Origin of the sequence: Acetobacterium sp., from assembly GCF_041752335.1 — a bacterium.
Classification (GTDB): Bacteria; Bacillota; Clostridia; order Eubacteriales; family Eubacteriaceae; genus Acetobacterium.
The window spans coordinates 1-14,963 of the sequence record NZ_JBGSHG010000052.1 but is presented as its reverse complement, the minus strand read 5'-3'; the positions used below and the strand labels follow the sequence as shown (position 1 = coordinate 14,963).

Here is a 14,963-nt window from a genome sequence, read left to right as displayed (position 1 = left end):
GACGAGTTGACAATTATGAAGTTGCTTAATCATGAAATTGCGAAATATGGTTTGGCAAAAATTTGAATTAAAAAACGCCTCAGCTATCAGATATTTTCGGATAACCGCATCATTTTTATCCTATCTTCGGAAAACCCGAGCCGATTCCGGCGCCGAGCCCGTTTTTTGTGACCCGAAAAACTGGCTAAGCTGGATTTTTTCGGTCGGCCCATCCGCTTACTTAAAAGTGGGGTCAAGAATTTGCGGCGAGATGAAAATCGACCAGGTGTCAATACCGTTTTAAAACTTCCTAAAGGGGGGCGCGATGGCCAGCAGCTACGCCGCAAACAATCAAGACAAAATCGACGGTCTGATTTTACTGGGTGCCTATATCTATGGCGACTTTCCGCCGGTAAAGGCCCTAACCATTTATGGGACCCTCAATGCAAATTTGGAAGAAAACATTAATTACACCGACAATATTGTCTTCATTGAGGGCGGCAATCATGCCCAATTCGGCAATTATGGCCAGCAAAAGGGCGATCCCCCGGCGACCATTAGCAGCGAAGAACAACAGGATATTGCGGTACAAGCGATCCTTGATTTTATCAAGGAAAGATCAGAAAAAAGTGAATAATGGCGGGGAATATTGACTGACATCCCCTTATAAACGTATCATAAAAAAATTTTTATAAAACTAAACAGATCGGAGCACCTGTGACAACTAAACAAAATAAACCACTCAGAGCCGATTATCAGGCCATCTTTAATAAAGCCTATCACTTAATGGATGAAGCCATCATCGCCGGGAATTGCGGGGAGCTCTGTGGTTATCATTGCTGCCGCCGGATTGATGAAGACGGTAAGCGCCTGGGCATGTATTTATTGCCGCTGGAATATGAATACATGCAAGCGGCGGTCGTGACCGATTACGATCTGCACAGTCAAAAGCACTACAAGATGCCCCCCAAAATTAAAAAAATGTATTATATCTATTGCCATCTGGCCACCGGTTGCCTGCGGGACTATCGACCCATTCAATGCCGAACCTACCCCTTTGAACCTCATCTTGAAAACGGGGTCTTCTCCCTGGTGATTGAAAAAGACCAGCTTCATAACTGTCCCCTGATAACACGCCGCTCAGAGTGGCGCCAGGCTTTTATCGATGGTGTTTATAATGGCTGGCTGGAACTGCTCAAGATCCCCATCATTTTGTATCACATTGACTATTTTTCAAAAGAGCGTCGCGCAGCCGATAACATCATAATACAATATCCTTCAGATGGATATGAGGTATTGCTAAGATGAAAGAAACGGTCTTAATCATTAATATCGCCACCCTGGTGGTGACCTTGTTTTTAGTTTATGTCAGTTACCGGCATCGTCGGGACAAGGGGGGCTACCATTTTTATGTACGATGTATGCTGCTGTTGTCGTGGGTAGCCGGTTCCACCATTTAATTGTTTGCCCAAAGCTATAATGAACGTGACCAAAAAAGCAAGGCACTCTACAGAATTGGCGTAGGATGCCTTGATGTTATATAGATTATATTTATTATTATCTTATCGTGCATAGTAGATCCATTAAAATACTACCGGTTTTCTAGTGCTTTCAAAAAGTAATACTTGAAATATCAACAAGTTGGTTTCACGCGATATAAACGGCATGCATACTAATCTACATAAAATTTTCTAGTAACTTCATTATAGTTTGTGTCATATCACTTGGAACGTAGTTCTCTTTTTTGTTTATTAAATCTCCAAGCTGTTTGCCGACTAGTTCTCCCTCGTTCCAAACGGGTTGTTCCTCAACCGGTATAAAGTTTTCTGCACATGCTACAGCTTCTGGGCCATATATCAGCTTAACATTACTATTAATACACTCGTCTCCTACTCCACATGTATTACATGGAGGGGCTCCAGCAATATCTAATGCTCTAACGTGATTCATTCTTTCTGCTACTGCTTCAAATACTATAGATTGATGTGTTGCTTGTCTACTTATATCCAACATTGAAGAAACAATAGTAACTAAGTATTTTTCTTGAAGTAAACTGTTTTGATGTCTAAACGAAAAAAATCTTTCTAGTAATGCTTTTGTATGACCGTCTATCATGCTGTAGGGCGTGTAAGCAGCAATGACTAAACCGTCTGCTAATTTGATTTTTTCTGCTACAGAAGGAAAATCATCATTAACTTTACAAATATTATCATTGACACATGCCTTGCAGGCTTTACACGGTTTAATATCCATTTCACTTAGTTTGAAAATTTCATACTCTAATCCACTGCTTTCTAAAACATGTTTCAATAATCTGTCAGTATTGCTGTTGTTTATTGGACTTCCAGAAACACCAATTATCTTTGTACTCATATTATTAGCAACTCCTCTTTAATGATTTAAATAAGCCGGCTTTTATAGTATAATAATATCATGAACAAAAACATTTACAAGTACGTTGAAAAATAATAGGTACTATGATAAATGATAGTATAAGAAGTATAATAAGGAGTTGAAATAGTGAATAAAGATGCATTAATTAAAGAATGTTCTGAGTGTAAGTTAAAACAAGAATCAAAAAAACAACTTTGCCATGTTTGTATTACACAGAAGACAATAAGAGGGAAATGGAAATTAGTAATCATATGGCTATTAAGAGATGATAGAAAAAGATTTTCGCAGCTAGAAAGAATGATACCTGATATAACACAAAGCTACTTGACAAGACAGCTTCGTGAACTTGAACAATCGGGTCTCGTAAAAAGAAAAATCTATAATGTGATACCACCGAAGGTAGAATACAGCTTAACTGAGAAAGGGAATAGCTTTCTAGAAGTCATGGAAGTTATGGAAGAATGGGGGCAAAAATATCTTCAAGAAATTTTAAGTGAAGTCTAACTTCTAGCGGCAGATATAAAATGGGGCTCCAATGCCTGCCCCTTAACTTGAACTTAACTTATCGCAAGAAACATCACCCGATCAATCCAACTGTTTTTCCATGTAGCACTAATCCGATTCAAAAGTTGAAAAAATCATAGATCCTTTCGAAAGAAACAATTATAAATAACCTTAACTAGAATGGAAAAGGAGAATTGCCCATGAATAACATCACCATCGCAGCCGGTACCAAGGGACAGTTAAAAAGCACAAGAACCCTGTCAAAAACGATTGCTATTAAAAGGGCCAACTACGCTTATTAACTAACGTTTGCTGGGATATCAATTGGGTATCAATTAAAATAGATACAGCGCATGATGATCGTATCAAAATATGATAAAAGGAGAAATTATATGGTAAACATCGGAGATATTAATGTAAACTACCAAATCTATGGCGAAGGGGAATCCTTAATCATGATAATGGGTTACGGTAGCACCATGAATCTTTGGGAACACCAACTAATCGATTCGTTATCAAAATCCTATCAAGTCATCATCTTTGACAACCGTGGGATGGGTGAAACCACCGCCGGTGAAAAAGTCTTTGGTATTGAGCAATTTGCTGACGATACTGCTGCATTAATGGTGGCATTACAGATCGACCAAGCGCATCTTTTGGGCTGGTCAATGGGCTCTTATATTGCTCAGGAACTAGCGCTGAGATATCCCGAAAAAGTGAATAAATTGATCCTATACGCTAGCCTCTGCAATCCGGAAATGTATCCACCAGCCTCTGAGGTGATGGATACATTAAGTGATCCGAGTGGGACGCCGCAAGAGCAGGGGACGCGTTGGATCAGTTTGCTCTTCCCTGATACATGGTTAAAAAACGATACTCACCGCCTCAAAGAAATATTTTATCGACCGATGGGATCAATTAACCCGGAAAACATTCAAAAACAAGGCCTGGCCATTGGCCAATGGCCAGGTACCTGTGACAGGCTGAGCGCAATCTTAAACGAAACGCTGCTGATTAGCGGAGCTGAAGATGTCCTTGTCCCAGTGGAAAATTCAAAATATTTGCTCAGTAAGATGCCCCATGCAACCTTGTCAATCATTCCGGCAGCTGGTCATGGTTTAATGTTTCAGGAGCCAGAACAATTTGGACAGGTCATTTTGGAATTTTTGGGATAAAAAAATGGCTTTAACAGTCTAAGCCAAAAGATAAGCGAGGGGTGTATCGGCGGCTGATCAATTCACGATCAGCCGCCGATAACTGTGTGATTATAAATTTTGCCATCGTTGCCAATTTTTTTCCACTATGGACAAGGGACGGCGCACAAAGAGATGACGTTTTTGTCTATACCAGATACTACTGAAACCGCCCGACAGCAACAGCATCCAACTTGACATTGTTCCGATATCGGTATAACATATTGTTAAACTTGACCTGGCCCATACAACCATGAATTATCAGCCATTTATTGAGCTAGTAGCGAAACTTGTGGTCGAGTCAGAAGAGTTATGGTTAACCATATTAGACTGAATAAATGTGCTTTGGTGGTGCCGGTCAGTGCGGCCATCCCAGCCCTCGACTCCGGTGCCTGCCCCTTAACTTATGAAGGAATGCCAAAGATAAAAAAACACGCTGACTGGGCGTCCTATTTTCGATGACGTGGCACCAGGTAACCCATCAGAAATCAAAAATAAAAAATAAATATTAAAAAATAAATATTAAAAGGAGCATGATGATGTTAAAAGAAAACGTTGATTTCGCAGTGTATACTAAACAAAACCCCACAAAAGAAGGTTATTTCGGTACTTACGGCGGTGCCTATATTCCGCCCCAGCTGATTCCGGAATTTGAGAAAATATCCACAGCCTATCAAACAATCTGTAAAAGTTCTAAATTTATCAATGAGCTGAGAAGAATCCGGAAAGAATTTCAGGGTCGTCCCACACCGACTTATCATTGCGACAGATTATCGCGTTCAATTGGCAACTGTCAGATTTATTTAAAAAGAGAAGATTTGAATCATACCGGAGCCCATAAATTGAATCACTGTATGGGTGAAGGTCTTTTGGCCAAATATATGGGAAAAAAGAAAATCATTGCCGAAACAGGCGCCGGCCAGCATGGCGTCGCACTGGCAACGGCGGCCGCATTCTATGGGCTTGAATGTGATATTTACATGGGCGATGTGGATATTGCCAAGCAGGCCCCCAATGTCGCGCGAATGAAACTCCTGGGCACCCAGGTGATTCCGGTTTCGCATGGCCTCAAAACTCTAAAAGAAGCGGTGGACGCTGCTTTTGAAGCTTACATTGACGAATTCGAAGAATCCATGTACTGTATTGGCTCGGTTGTTGGGCCCCATCCTTTCCCGATGATGGTCAGAGATTTTCAGACTGTTGTAGGGGTCGAGGCCAGAGAACAATTCCTGGAGATGACTGGCAATCTGCCCGATGCGATTGTGGCATGTGTCGGCGGCGGTTCAAACGCGGCTGGCATTTTTACCCCGTTTTTGAATGATCCTGTCAAGCTCTACGGCGTCGAGCCCATGGGAATCGGGACAAAAGTCGGCGAGCATGCCGCCAGTATGGCTTATGGCAGAGAGGGAATCCTGCATGGTTTTAATTCAATCCTGCTGCAAAACGAAAAGGGCGAGCCCGATCCCGTTTATTCTGTAGCCAGCGGGCTGGATTATCCCTCTGTCGGACCAGAGCATGCCTATCTGAGAGATCTTGGTCGGGTGACCTATGAATCAGCTACTGACGATGAAGCCATCGATGCATTTTTCACACTGTCAAAACTGGAAGGAATCATCCCCGCTCTGGAGAGTGCTCATGCCGTCGCATATGCGATGAAGCTGGCCAAAGAAATGGAATTCGGCTCAATTCTGGTCAACTGTTCCGGCCGAGGCGACAAGGATTTGGATTTCGTATTAGAACATTATGGCGATCGATTGGGGAAATAGTCTGATTAAAAAGTTTATTTCGGAAGGACAGAAAAAAGGCATCGCCATCCACAGCGGCCCCTTTCAGCCGGCCCCGTATAGTCGCTTTTTCTTTATCGCCAACCCCAATGGCCTGAAAATCCAGCTAATTGAACACCTATCGTAACCATTCCAGTCACTCACCATTTTAAACGAATGGCCTTTTCTGCTTATAAAGAGGGGAGTATCCGTAACAAATCAAAGTAAAAAAACAATCCGTGCCGACTATCAGGCCATTTTTCAAAAGAACGCAGCGCTGCCAATAACATTATGATACACTATCCTTAAATGGATAGGGTCCTCCGCTTTCCCCGCTGAACTCAATGATGGGAAAAAATAAATTTAGAAAAGAGAGATAAAATGAATAATGAAAAAAATCAATTAGTCAACGATTATGCGATTGAAAATTTCAAGAATGGCTTGAATTGCGCCGAAAGTGTCTACGATGCTTTACTTCGTGCCGGTGTTCTGGATGTTGCCAAGGAAACCGTCGCCATGTGTACCGGCTTTGGCGGGGGGATTGGGCTTTACGGTGAAACCTGCGGCGCCTTGTCGGCGGCGGTGATGGCAAACAGTGCCGTCCATGGCCGAAAAGATCCCTGGAGTATCGATTCTGATGTGCGTGGTGACGAAGTCGGCAAAAAATATTATCGTCGTTATAACAATCTTGTCCGGGAGTTTAAAGAAGCTAACGGCTGTACAACCTGCCGTGAGATCTGTGAACCTTTTGATGATTGGCATGGGAAAAAAAGACGGGTACATTGCCTGAAATTGATTGGTGCAACCGCCCAGTTAGCTTACCAATATCTGCAAATCCCCCAGGATGAGGCCTTCGAAATGCCTTATGGTGAAAAAATGGGGGCGCCGATAGAAAAGTAAACGTGGTGACAATAATGTTCAAATTTTCAACAAATAAAAAACAAAGTCATGGACTAATATGAATCCATGGCTTTGTTTATTTTTACGTAGAGATAATTTTGATCGTGTTTCATCTGGCGATCTGGGTTCTTTTCTGATAACCACGAACCACACAAGAAAGGCTGAAGCAAATCACAAAATAACCGGCTGCCAGTACCCCAAAAATCATAAAGACCTCCGGTGTCGTGGTAAACCGTCCCATCACCACGAATCCGCTACGGGTATACTCCGGAATCGCAACGACCTGTAAAAACGAGGTATCTTTAACGGTCGTAATGACCTGCGATAATAGGGAAGGAATGATACTTTTGAAACACTGTGGGAGAACAATAAATATTAATGTTTGAATCAGCGTGAAACCCTGGGATTTGGCTGCTTCAAATTGTCCTTCAGCGATAGAGTTTAAACCACCACGGACAATTTCAGCAAGAACCGCTGAGGTATATAATGTCAAGGCCAGCGCACCACGAATGACAATGGTTCCATATGGAATCATAAAGCAACACACCAGAATCCAGAGGAGTAGGGGTGTATTTCGAAACATTTCAATATAGAATCCGGCCAGTTTACCCAAAACCCGCTTTTCATAGGTTCGCAGCAAGGCCAGAATGGTCCCGAAAAGGATCGAGATAATAACAACCGATACCGAAAGCGACAGGGTTAGCGCCATGCCCTTGGCTAAAAATTCAACGTTTGAAGGCGTAAATACATTTTTAAAAACTTCTAGCATGTTACCGCCTCCTCACATGGTTCATAGGGAATACGCATCGTATCGTTTCGTTTGAGGCGTTCTTCGTATTTTCTTGCCCAGGTTGCCAAGGGGAAACAGAGCATGAAATATAAGAAACCGGCAAATACGTAGGATGGTCCGTAGTCTAAACTCGATGATGCCCAGGAATCGGCCATATACATCAGATCAAAACCGGAAATCATCGCCAGAACTGAGGTATTTTTAATCAGATTGACAGCCTGATTTGTCAGCGGCGGGAGAACTATTTTGATGGTCTGTGGCAGGATGATATAGCGCATGTATTGGATATAAGTAAACCCCTGAGACTTTGCTGCTTCAACTTGTCCCACCGAAATGGAAGTAATTCCGGTTTTGACAACTTCAGAAACATAAGCACCATGATAAATGCCCACCCCTAAAACACCAATCATAAACACACTTAGCCGTAGTCCGGCAATTGCCAGACCATTATACATAAAGAAAACCTGTATAACCAGGGGAGTGTTTTGAAAGAACTCAACATAGACCCTTGCTATCCCCCGCATTACTTTATTGTTGGATGTTGAGATCACGCCAAAGATAATACCCAGAACAAGAGCAAGGATTAAGGCGAGGGCTGCGACCTCAATGGTGCGCAGAAACCCTTCGCCAAACATTTGCCATTCTCCAAACATCTTCTCCCAACGCCATAAGGCAAAAGGATTAGAACTTTTCATTAATAGTTAAGTCCCCATTTCGTAATTAGGCCTTCAATGGTTCCATCTTTAAGCCATCCATTGATATAGCCATCAACAGCTTCAGTCAGGGCCAGGCTGTCAAGTTTTGAGGTAACACCATATTGTTGCGGTGAGAATCGATCTGGCAAAATCATCGTTGAGTCATCAACATAGCCACCAAGGATTGAACCGTCAACACAGAAGGCATCAACTCGTCCGGAGTCCAATGCCGCCTTGATTTCCGGGTAGGTCGCGTATTCTGAGAAGGACACGGTAATCCCCAGTTCATCTGCTACTTTTTGAACCGCTTCTTTAGATGTTGCGCTTTGAGCAACTCCGATTACTTTGCCATTCATGTCAGCAAGACCTTTGAAACCGGCATCTTTTTTAACTAACAGGCCAACCGCATCTTCGTAGTAGGGAGTCGAGAAGTTATAGGTTAATTTTCGTTCGTCAGTAATCGTAAAGGTTGCGATAACGAGATCAACTTCGCCATTGTCTAGTAATGGACCACGAGTTTTAGCGGTTACCGGTGTTAATTCATAAGCATTTTCATCGCCAAGAATTTCTTTGGCCAGAAGCTTGACAATGTCAATTTCAAAACCCTCGATTTCACCGGTAGCGGTATTGCGAAGACCGAAGTTGGGAACGTCTTCTTTAACACCGACTCTTAAAACACCGGCTTTAACAACTGAATCGAGGCTGCCATCGGTCGTAGCAGTATCCTTTTTATCAGTCGTAGACGAACAAGCTGCCAAGGTAAACACCAGGCATAAAATAAACAGAGCAGAGAGTACCTTTTTCATAATCATTTTCCTCCTAAATATAATAATTATAATACCTAATATCGTTGTAACAATATTAGAAATTAACGCAAGATCTTACTGAGAAAAAGTTTTGTTCGTTCCTCCGAAGGATTTTCAAAGAAATGTTCCGGTTTCCCTTCTTCGACAATCCGGCCTTCATCCATAAAGATGACCCGATCGGCAACAACCCGGGCAAAACCCATTTCGTGAGTAACAACCACCATGGTGATATTCTCCTTTGATAATTTGATCATGACATCAAGCACTTCCTGAACGGTTTCCGGGTCAAGAGCTGATGTCGGTTCATCAAAGAGAATGATTTTTCGTTCGGTTGCCAGGGCTCTGGCAATGGCAACACGTTGTTGTTGACCCCCGGATAAGGTTGACGGATAAGCATTTTCCTTTTCACTCAGACCAACAGTAGCGAGGTATTTTCGGGCTTTTTTGACGGCGTCTTCTTTTGTCATTTTTTGTAATTTTATCGGTGCCAGGGTCAGATTCTCCAACACAGTTTTATGCGGGTACAAGTTAAAGCTCTGAAATACCATCGCCGATGTCCGCCGGACCAGCTGAATTTTATTTTTCTGGGTGAGTTCTTCGCCATCAATAAAAACCTGCCCCGAAGTGGGTGCTTCTAAAAAATTCATGCAACGAACGGTGGTGCTCTTACCAGAACCGGATGGCCCGATGATGACCAATTTTTCACCTTCCGCTACCGTTAGATTAATATCTTTGAGCACATGGTTAGCACCAAAGAATTTATTTACATCTTGAAGTTTAATCAATTATTTTTCCTCCAAATCTAATGTCGATAAGCCAAAAAAAGAACTTCCATAAAATATACGCATTGTGTTATAGTATATTCGAAGCTCCATTGCTACATCAAGTATTTTTAAATACAAAATACCTTTTTACAATAATATTATGAAGAAGAGCTTTTGTCAAGAGTTTTCAAAATGATCACCATTAAAAACGTCAATGTTGAAAAGAACTGAATAAGCTATTTTGTTTTGGGTATAAACGTGTATAATCAAATTAAAACTAAATTTTGAGTGGAAAGAGGGCAGAAAAATGGGCGAAAAAATATCAACTGTTCAGTACAAAGGCAATTTAAATGAGGTTTATCGAGTTGCTGAAAAGGCCGTCGGCAATGCTTATCGCGAATACATCATTCGCACCAAAGAAGACGATCCAGTTGAACTTGCGAGAATAAAGTTTCAAAAAGGGGGCCGAAACGAACCGGGATCGGAAGTGGGCGTAATTGATTCTGATTTGCTCGAGATTGTCAGAGATCGCTTAAAGCTATACCAGGAAGGTGAGTTTGAATGTACTGAGAATGCGATGGCCTTAGTGCACATTGAAACAGCGATCATGTGGTTAAACCGCCGGGTGGAAGATCGGATTAAACGTGATGTCATCGGAACCCATAAAAAATAAATAAATATCCATCGACAAAGCGAAATTAGGTTTGGCCATGGGGGTTAGAAAAAACCCTATGGCGAACCTTTTTAATGTGCTGGCATTGAAATTATTCAGGTTAACAGCTTCAATACGGATGAATACAGATCCTGGGTATTTTCTTTCCAGCGATTACAGATGTCCAGAGCCAGCTTTATTGTGGGCGCATTTAAAGATATTTCCATCAGGACAATATTATTTTCGTGAAGTTTTAATTCAACGAGATAATCGCTTTCTCCTAATTTCTGATAGTTGGCGGTAATTTTTACTTCCTTGAAGATCTTTTCGCGGTTTTCCTTAAGATATAGATCAATCATATCGGTAATATAAGCCGGAATTTTATCATAAAAGAGCTTGAGTGTTTCCTTACCAATCGCTGACAAGGTAAGCACGGACTTTCCGTCATAATCCAACACCGAAAGAAATTCATCTTTGATCAGATCATCAATATACAACTGAATATCAAAATAACCAATCTGTAAATTTTCAATAATGATCAGGGCGACCTGTTCCCGGGTTAAGGATGTTTTTATTTTTTTCAACACATAGAGGATGATCAGTTTATCCTCAGCCTGCTGTTCAGAATTAAAGAGCATGAATGCCACCACCTTTATTTTTCTATAAATATTGTAACATATCAATGGATCAATTTCCCTATTTCTATGTAAAAAAGAGGAAAAAATGAAAAAAGAAGTTAACAGCAATCGCACCCTGCTGCAAAATCAGTGTAACCTGGCAATTAGCAATCTGGGCCACTCATTGGGTGCGACCGAAATCGGGTTTTCCGATTTAGCGCTGCTTCCGGCCTCAAAACGAATGAACTTTGAGCGCGGTATCACCGTAATTATTAAGCTCTCCGACGGTATTTTAAATCAGATCGGGACTGAACCAACCCAAACCTATTTCAGCCACTACCGCAGTGTTAATCGCCTGATTGATGACATCTGCCTACGGCTTTTATTAGCACTGGAAGCTCAGGGTTATCCCAGTGTCGCGATTCCCGCATCCCAATCTGTTGCCGATCCGGAAGATCAATTCACTGGCGCTTTTCAGCACAAAACAGCTGCCGTTCTGGCGGGGCTGGGGTGGATCGGGCGTAGTGCCTTATTTATTCATCAACACTACGGACCCCGGGTCCGCATCGGTACCGTATTGACGAATGCGCCATTAGCAGTCGGAACCCCCGTAACGGAAAGCGGTTGCGGTACCTGCCACGCCTGTGTCAGTGCCTGCCCGGCAATGGCCATCGAAGGGCGGCTCTGGAAACCAGGAATGCCGCGAAATGAGCTTTATGATGCCTATGCCTGCAGCCAGCATATGAAGGAAACCTTTCATCATATCGGCAGGGGAGTGGTCTGCGGCTTATGTGTTGTCGCCTGTCCGATCGGAAAATAAGCAGCTTTTCATCAGTTGATTTAAAATATTTCTTCAAAAGACTGCTTTAATTGCGAAAAATTCTTAAATAGGTTTTTTTTTCTCTGAAAATATTATATAATAGATCAGGAGAACTGCCGGCTGGTTTTGCCAGGCAGTTTTTAAATTGTAAAGAAACAGAGAGATGTGTTGAAAAAATTTATAATAAACGGCGTCGAGGATGATAGCATTCTCGACGAAATGGAAGTCGCGGCGGGGGATATCCTCCTGTCGATCAATGGCATGCCGGTGACTGATATATTGGATTATCGCTATCTGATTGCCGACGACACCCTAGAGGTCGAAATAAAAAAACCAGATGGCGAAATCTGGGTGCTGGACATTGAAAAAGAATATGAAGAAGATTTGGGTGTAACCTTTCCCGAAGCGATGATTGGTACAAAAACCTGCAAGAATAATTGTATCTTTTGCTTTATCGATCAGCTGCCAGCGGGCATGCGCGAGAGCCTTTATGTAAAAGATGACGACGAACGATTGTCATTTTTAACCGGCAATTATATTACCATGACTAATCTCACCAGCGATGAACTGAATCGGATTATCCGCTACCGGATTATGCCGATGAATCTGTCGATTCATACCACCAATCCCAGTTTAAGAATCAAGATGCTTAAAAACCGTTTTGCCGGGGATGTGATGTCCTATCTCAATACCTTTTATGATAATAGTATTCAGATGAACGGACAAATTGTGCTGGTGCCGGATTTTAATGATGGCCTTGAACTGAAAAAAACCCTCAATGATTTAAAAGCCTTTTACCCGGTGCTGCAATCTGTATCTGTGGTCCCGGTGGGTCTTTCCAACCATCGCCAGGGTTTGGAAAAACTCCGTCTTTTTAATCAGGATGATGCCCTAAAAACCCTGGAAATTATCAATGCCGTCCACGATGAAATGGAGGCCGCTCACGGCGAGGGATTTGTCTATCCCAGCGACGAGTTTTTTTTGCTGGCTAAGCTTCCCATTCCTGAAAGTGATTATTATAGCGGCTTTCCCCAAATTGAAAATGGGGTGGGGATGATGGCTGATTTTAAGGAATCTGTGCACGAAACCTTACAGGGTATTAAAACTCAGAATGCTGACTCACCAATTATCGCCACTGTCAAAAAAATCGGGGTCCTGACCGGAACTGCTGCTTATGATTATCTCAACAAGCTTGTTGCTGAGATTAAACAGGAATATCCATTACTGGATCTGATGATTTTTCCAATCACCAACCATTTTTTTGGCGAAGCCATTACCGTATCCGGGCTGCTCACCGGTGCGGACATCCTGGCCCAAATGAAACCCCGGCTCGAGCAAAATCCCTGCGATTTGCTGCTGCTGCCAGAAAACGCCCTACGCAGCGGTACTGACACCTTATTGGACGACTGGACCCTGGAAACATTAGGCGTAGCGCTTAATGTAACGATTCAGGGCGTTCCGGTTACCGGTGAAGCGCTGCTGCAGTCCTTATTAGACGATTAAAAATTACAAATAGAAAAATACCAAAATAATGAGATAAATAAAGTGAGGAAATTACATGCCAAAGCCTATCGTAGCAGTGGTTGGCCGCCCGAATGTGGGCAAATCAACCCTGTTTAATAAATTAGTTGGAGAACGCATTGCCATCGTCGAAGATACCCCCGGAGTAACCCGGGATCGGATCATTGCCGACGCCGAATGGCAAAATCACCATTTTACCCTGATCGACACCGGCGGGATCGAACCCCATACCAAGGATGACATTCTTTTGCAGATGCGGATTCAGGCTGAAATTGCCATTGATATGGCCGATCTGATTGTCCTGATGGTTGACGGACGGGAAGGAATGACCGCCTCGGATCTAGAAGTTGCCAATATGATCCGGAAACATGAAAAAGATGTTTTGCTGGCCGTCAATAAGGTTGACAGCCAGGGCCTGGAAAACAACGCCTTTGAATTTTACAACCTGGGAATTGGCGAGCCGATCGCCATCTCGGCCGAGCAGGGGTTGGGTTTAGGCGATTTTCTGGACGAAATCATTAACCATGTTAAGCGTTATTACGACGAGGAAGAAACCGAAGATGAAAGGCTGCGCGTGGCCGTCATCGGTAAACCGAATGTGGGGAAGTCGACCCTGATTAATAAGGTACTGGGGGAAGAGCGCCTGATCGTCAGTGATATCCCCGGGACCACCCGAGATGCCGTGGACACCAGCGTCAGATACGACGGGGAAGACTATGTCTTAATTGATACCGCCGGCTTACGACGCAAGAAAAAAATCTATGAAGATATTGAACGTTACAGCATCATCCGAGCCATTGCCGCCGTCGAACGCAGTCAGGTGGTCCTGGTTTTAATCGACGGATCCCAGGGCGTTACCGAACAGGATGCCAAAATCGCCGGGATAGCCCACAATCGCTCCAAACCATCGATCATTATTGTCAATAAATGGGACGCCGTCGAAAAAGACAATAAAACCATGAAGAAGATGGAAGATGATATCCGGGACGCCCTTTCATTTATGGATTATGCCCCGATCATCTTTATCTCAGCCAAAACCGGACAGCGATTGGGCAAAATATTTGAAACCATCGAATATGTCAAAGCACAAAGTGCTAAACGGATCACCACCGGTAAAGTCAATGAAGCATTAGCCGAATTTGTAATGATGAAACAGCCGCCATCAAAACATGGCCGTCGACTGAAATTATATTATGCATCCCAGGTGGCCATTAATCCGCCGACATTTGTGGTGTTTGTCAATGATATGACCCTGGTCCATTTTTCCTATCAGCGTTACCTGGAAAACAAGCTCCGGGAAACCTTTGATTTCTTTGGCACCCCGATTCGTTTTTTTATCCGGGAACGATCTGAATAAAACTTTGAAAACTGATTTGAATTTGAAGAACGAAAATTTTGCCGCAGTGTGGGCAGAATTTTCGTTCTTTTTGTGCATTGACAGCTAACACGTACAAAATATAATCACTAAAATCCCATTAATAAGGCATTCAGATTTTTAAATTACCACTTATATGTCAAAAAATATTGACATATAAGTGGTAATTAATGATTTTTTGACATATAAT

General features: G+C 42.6%; 17 protein-coding genes. 11 read left to right on the top strand and 6 right to left on the bottom strand.

Annotation, left to right across the window (positions count from 1 at the left end):
- Positions 1-304 precede the first annotated feature (304 nt).
- The 3 genes from ACEW8F_RS07110 (at position 305) to ACEW8F_RS07100 (ending at position 1,439) form a co-directional block, all read left to right on the top strand.
- A complete protein-coding gene (locus ACEW8F_RS07110) occupies positions 305-616 on the top strand; it encodes an alpha/beta hydrolase (RefSeq protein ID WP_373482782.1) in 312 nt (103 codons plus the stop codon).
- An 80-nt stretch (positions 617-696) separates the two neighbouring features.
- Positions 697-1,287 carry a hypothetical protein gene (locus ACEW8F_RS07105; RefSeq protein ID WP_373482781.1) on the top strand — a complete coding sequence of 197 codons (591 nt, stop codon included), beginning with the start codon at positions 697-699 and terminating at the stop codon, positions 1,285-1,287.
- Positions 1,284-1,439 (top strand): hypothetical protein, encoded by a 156-nt coding sequence (locus ACEW8F_RS07100; RefSeq protein WP_373482780.1) that lies wholly within the window; start codon positions 1,284-1,286, stop codon positions 1,437-1,439. Before ACEW8F_RS07105 ends, ACEW8F_RS07100 begins: the two co-directional genes overlap by 4 nt.
- Before the next feature lie 217 nt (positions 1,440-1,656).
- Here the strand turns inward: ACEW8F_RS07100 and ACEW8F_RS07095 are convergent, their stop codons facing one another.
- Complete coding sequence (locus ACEW8F_RS07095) at positions 1,657-2,352, bottom strand: flavodoxin family protein (protein WP_373482779.1); 696 nt, start codon at positions 2,350-2,352, stop codon at positions 1,657-1,659.
- Between the two features lie 147 nt (positions 2,353-2,499).
- On the opposite strand from ACEW8F_RS07095, the gene ACEW8F_RS07090 reads away from it, so the two are divergent.
- From ACEW8F_RS07090 to ACEW8F_RS07075, 4 genes are all read left to right on the top strand, one after another.
- On the top strand, positions 2,500-2,877 hold the full coding sequence (locus ACEW8F_RS07090; protein WP_373482778.1) for a winged helix-turn-helix transcriptional regulator: 378 nt from the start codon (positions 2,500-2,502) through the stop codon (positions 2,875-2,877).
- Positions 2,878-3,269: 392 nt separating this feature from the next.
- Positions 3,270-4,052 (top strand): alpha/beta fold hydrolase, encoded by a 783-nt coding sequence (locus tag ACEW8F_RS07085; RefSeq protein ID WP_373482777.1) that lies wholly within the window; start codon positions 3,270-3,272, stop codon positions 4,050-4,052.
- Between the two features lie 551 nt (positions 4,053-4,603).
- Complete coding sequence (trpB, locus tag ACEW8F_RS07080) at positions 4,604-5,836, top strand: tryptophan synthase subunit beta (RefSeq protein WP_373482776.1); 1,233 nt, start codon at positions 4,604-4,606, stop codon at positions 5,834-5,836.
- Between the two features lie 378 nt (positions 5,837-6,214).
- Entirely contained in the window at positions 6,215-6,733 is a 519-nt protein-coding gene (locus ACEW8F_RS07075; protein WP_373482775.1) for a C-GCAxxG-C-C family protein, read from the top strand.
- Between the two features lie 109 nt (positions 6,734-6,842).
- Here ACEW8F_RS07075 and ACEW8F_RS07070 read toward each other — a convergent pair whose 3' ends face one another.
- Genes ACEW8F_RS07070 through ACEW8F_RS07055 form a run of 4 tightly spaced genes read right to left on the bottom strand, consistent with a single transcriptional unit; the run spans position 6,843 to position 9,809 of the window.
- Positions 6,843-7,502, bottom strand: coding sequence for an amino acid ABC transporter permease (locus ACEW8F_RS07070; RefSeq protein WP_373482774.1), 660 nt, complete (start codon positions 7,500-7,502; stop codon positions 6,843-6,845).
- Positions 7,496-8,218, bottom strand: coding sequence for an amino acid ABC transporter permease (locus ACEW8F_RS07065; protein ID WP_373482773.1), 723 nt, complete (start codon positions 8,216-8,218; stop codon positions 7,496-7,498). Before ACEW8F_RS07065 ends, ACEW8F_RS07070 begins: the two co-directional genes overlap by 7 nt.
- Positions 8,218-9,030 (bottom strand): transporter substrate-binding domain-containing protein, encoded by an 813-nt coding sequence (locus ACEW8F_RS07060; RefSeq protein WP_373482772.1) that lies wholly within the window; start codon positions 9,028-9,030, stop codon positions 8,218-8,220. Before ACEW8F_RS07060 ends, ACEW8F_RS07065 begins: the two co-directional genes overlap by 1 nt.
- Positions 9,031-9,086: 56 nt before the next feature.
- Positions 9,087-9,809, bottom strand: a complete 723-nt coding sequence (locus ACEW8F_RS07055) for an amino acid ABC transporter ATP-binding protein (RefSeq protein WP_373482771.1) — start codon at positions 9,807-9,809, stop codon at positions 9,087-9,089.
- A 286-nt stretch (positions 9,810-10,095) separates the two neighbouring features.
- Between ACEW8F_RS07055 and ACEW8F_RS07050 the strand changes: the two genes are divergently transcribed.
- Positions 10,096-10,461 (top strand): ABC transporter ATPase, encoded by a 366-nt coding sequence (locus tag ACEW8F_RS07050; RefSeq protein WP_373482770.1) that lies wholly within the window; start codon positions 10,096-10,098, stop codon positions 10,459-10,461.
- A gap of 95 nt (positions 10,462-10,556) precedes the next feature.
- Here the strand turns inward: ACEW8F_RS07050 and ACEW8F_RS07045 are convergent, their stop codons facing one another.
- The gene (locus tag ACEW8F_RS07045; protein WP_373482769.1) at positions 10,557-11,078 is read right to left on the bottom strand and encodes a DUF4364 family protein; all 522 of its coding nucleotides are present in this window, start codon (positions 11,076-11,078) and stop codon (positions 10,557-10,559) included.
- Positions 11,079-11,163: 85 nt separating this feature from the next.
- On the opposite strand from ACEW8F_RS07045, the gene ACEW8F_RS07040 reads away from it, so the two are divergent.
- From ACEW8F_RS07040 to der, 3 genes are all read left to right on the top strand, one after another.
- The gene (locus tag ACEW8F_RS07040; protein WP_373482768.1) at positions 11,164-11,877 is read left to right on the top strand and encodes a 4Fe-4S double cluster binding domain-containing protein; all 714 of its coding nucleotides are present in this window, start codon (positions 11,164-11,166) and stop codon (positions 11,875-11,877) included.
- Positions 11,878-12,042: 165 nt separating this feature from the next.
- Positions 12,043-13,380, top strand: a complete 1,338-nt coding sequence (locus tag ACEW8F_RS07035) for a DUF512 domain-containing protein (protein ID WP_373482767.1) — start codon at positions 12,043-12,045, stop codon at positions 13,378-13,380.
- A gap of 55 nt (positions 13,381-13,435) precedes the next feature.
- Positions 13,436-14,755, top strand: coding sequence for a ribosome biogenesis GTPase Der (gene der / locus ACEW8F_RS07030; RefSeq protein WP_373482766.1), 1,320 nt, complete (start codon positions 13,436-13,438; stop codon positions 14,753-14,755).
- The last annotated feature ends 208 nt before the right edge of the window (positions 14,756-14,963 follow it).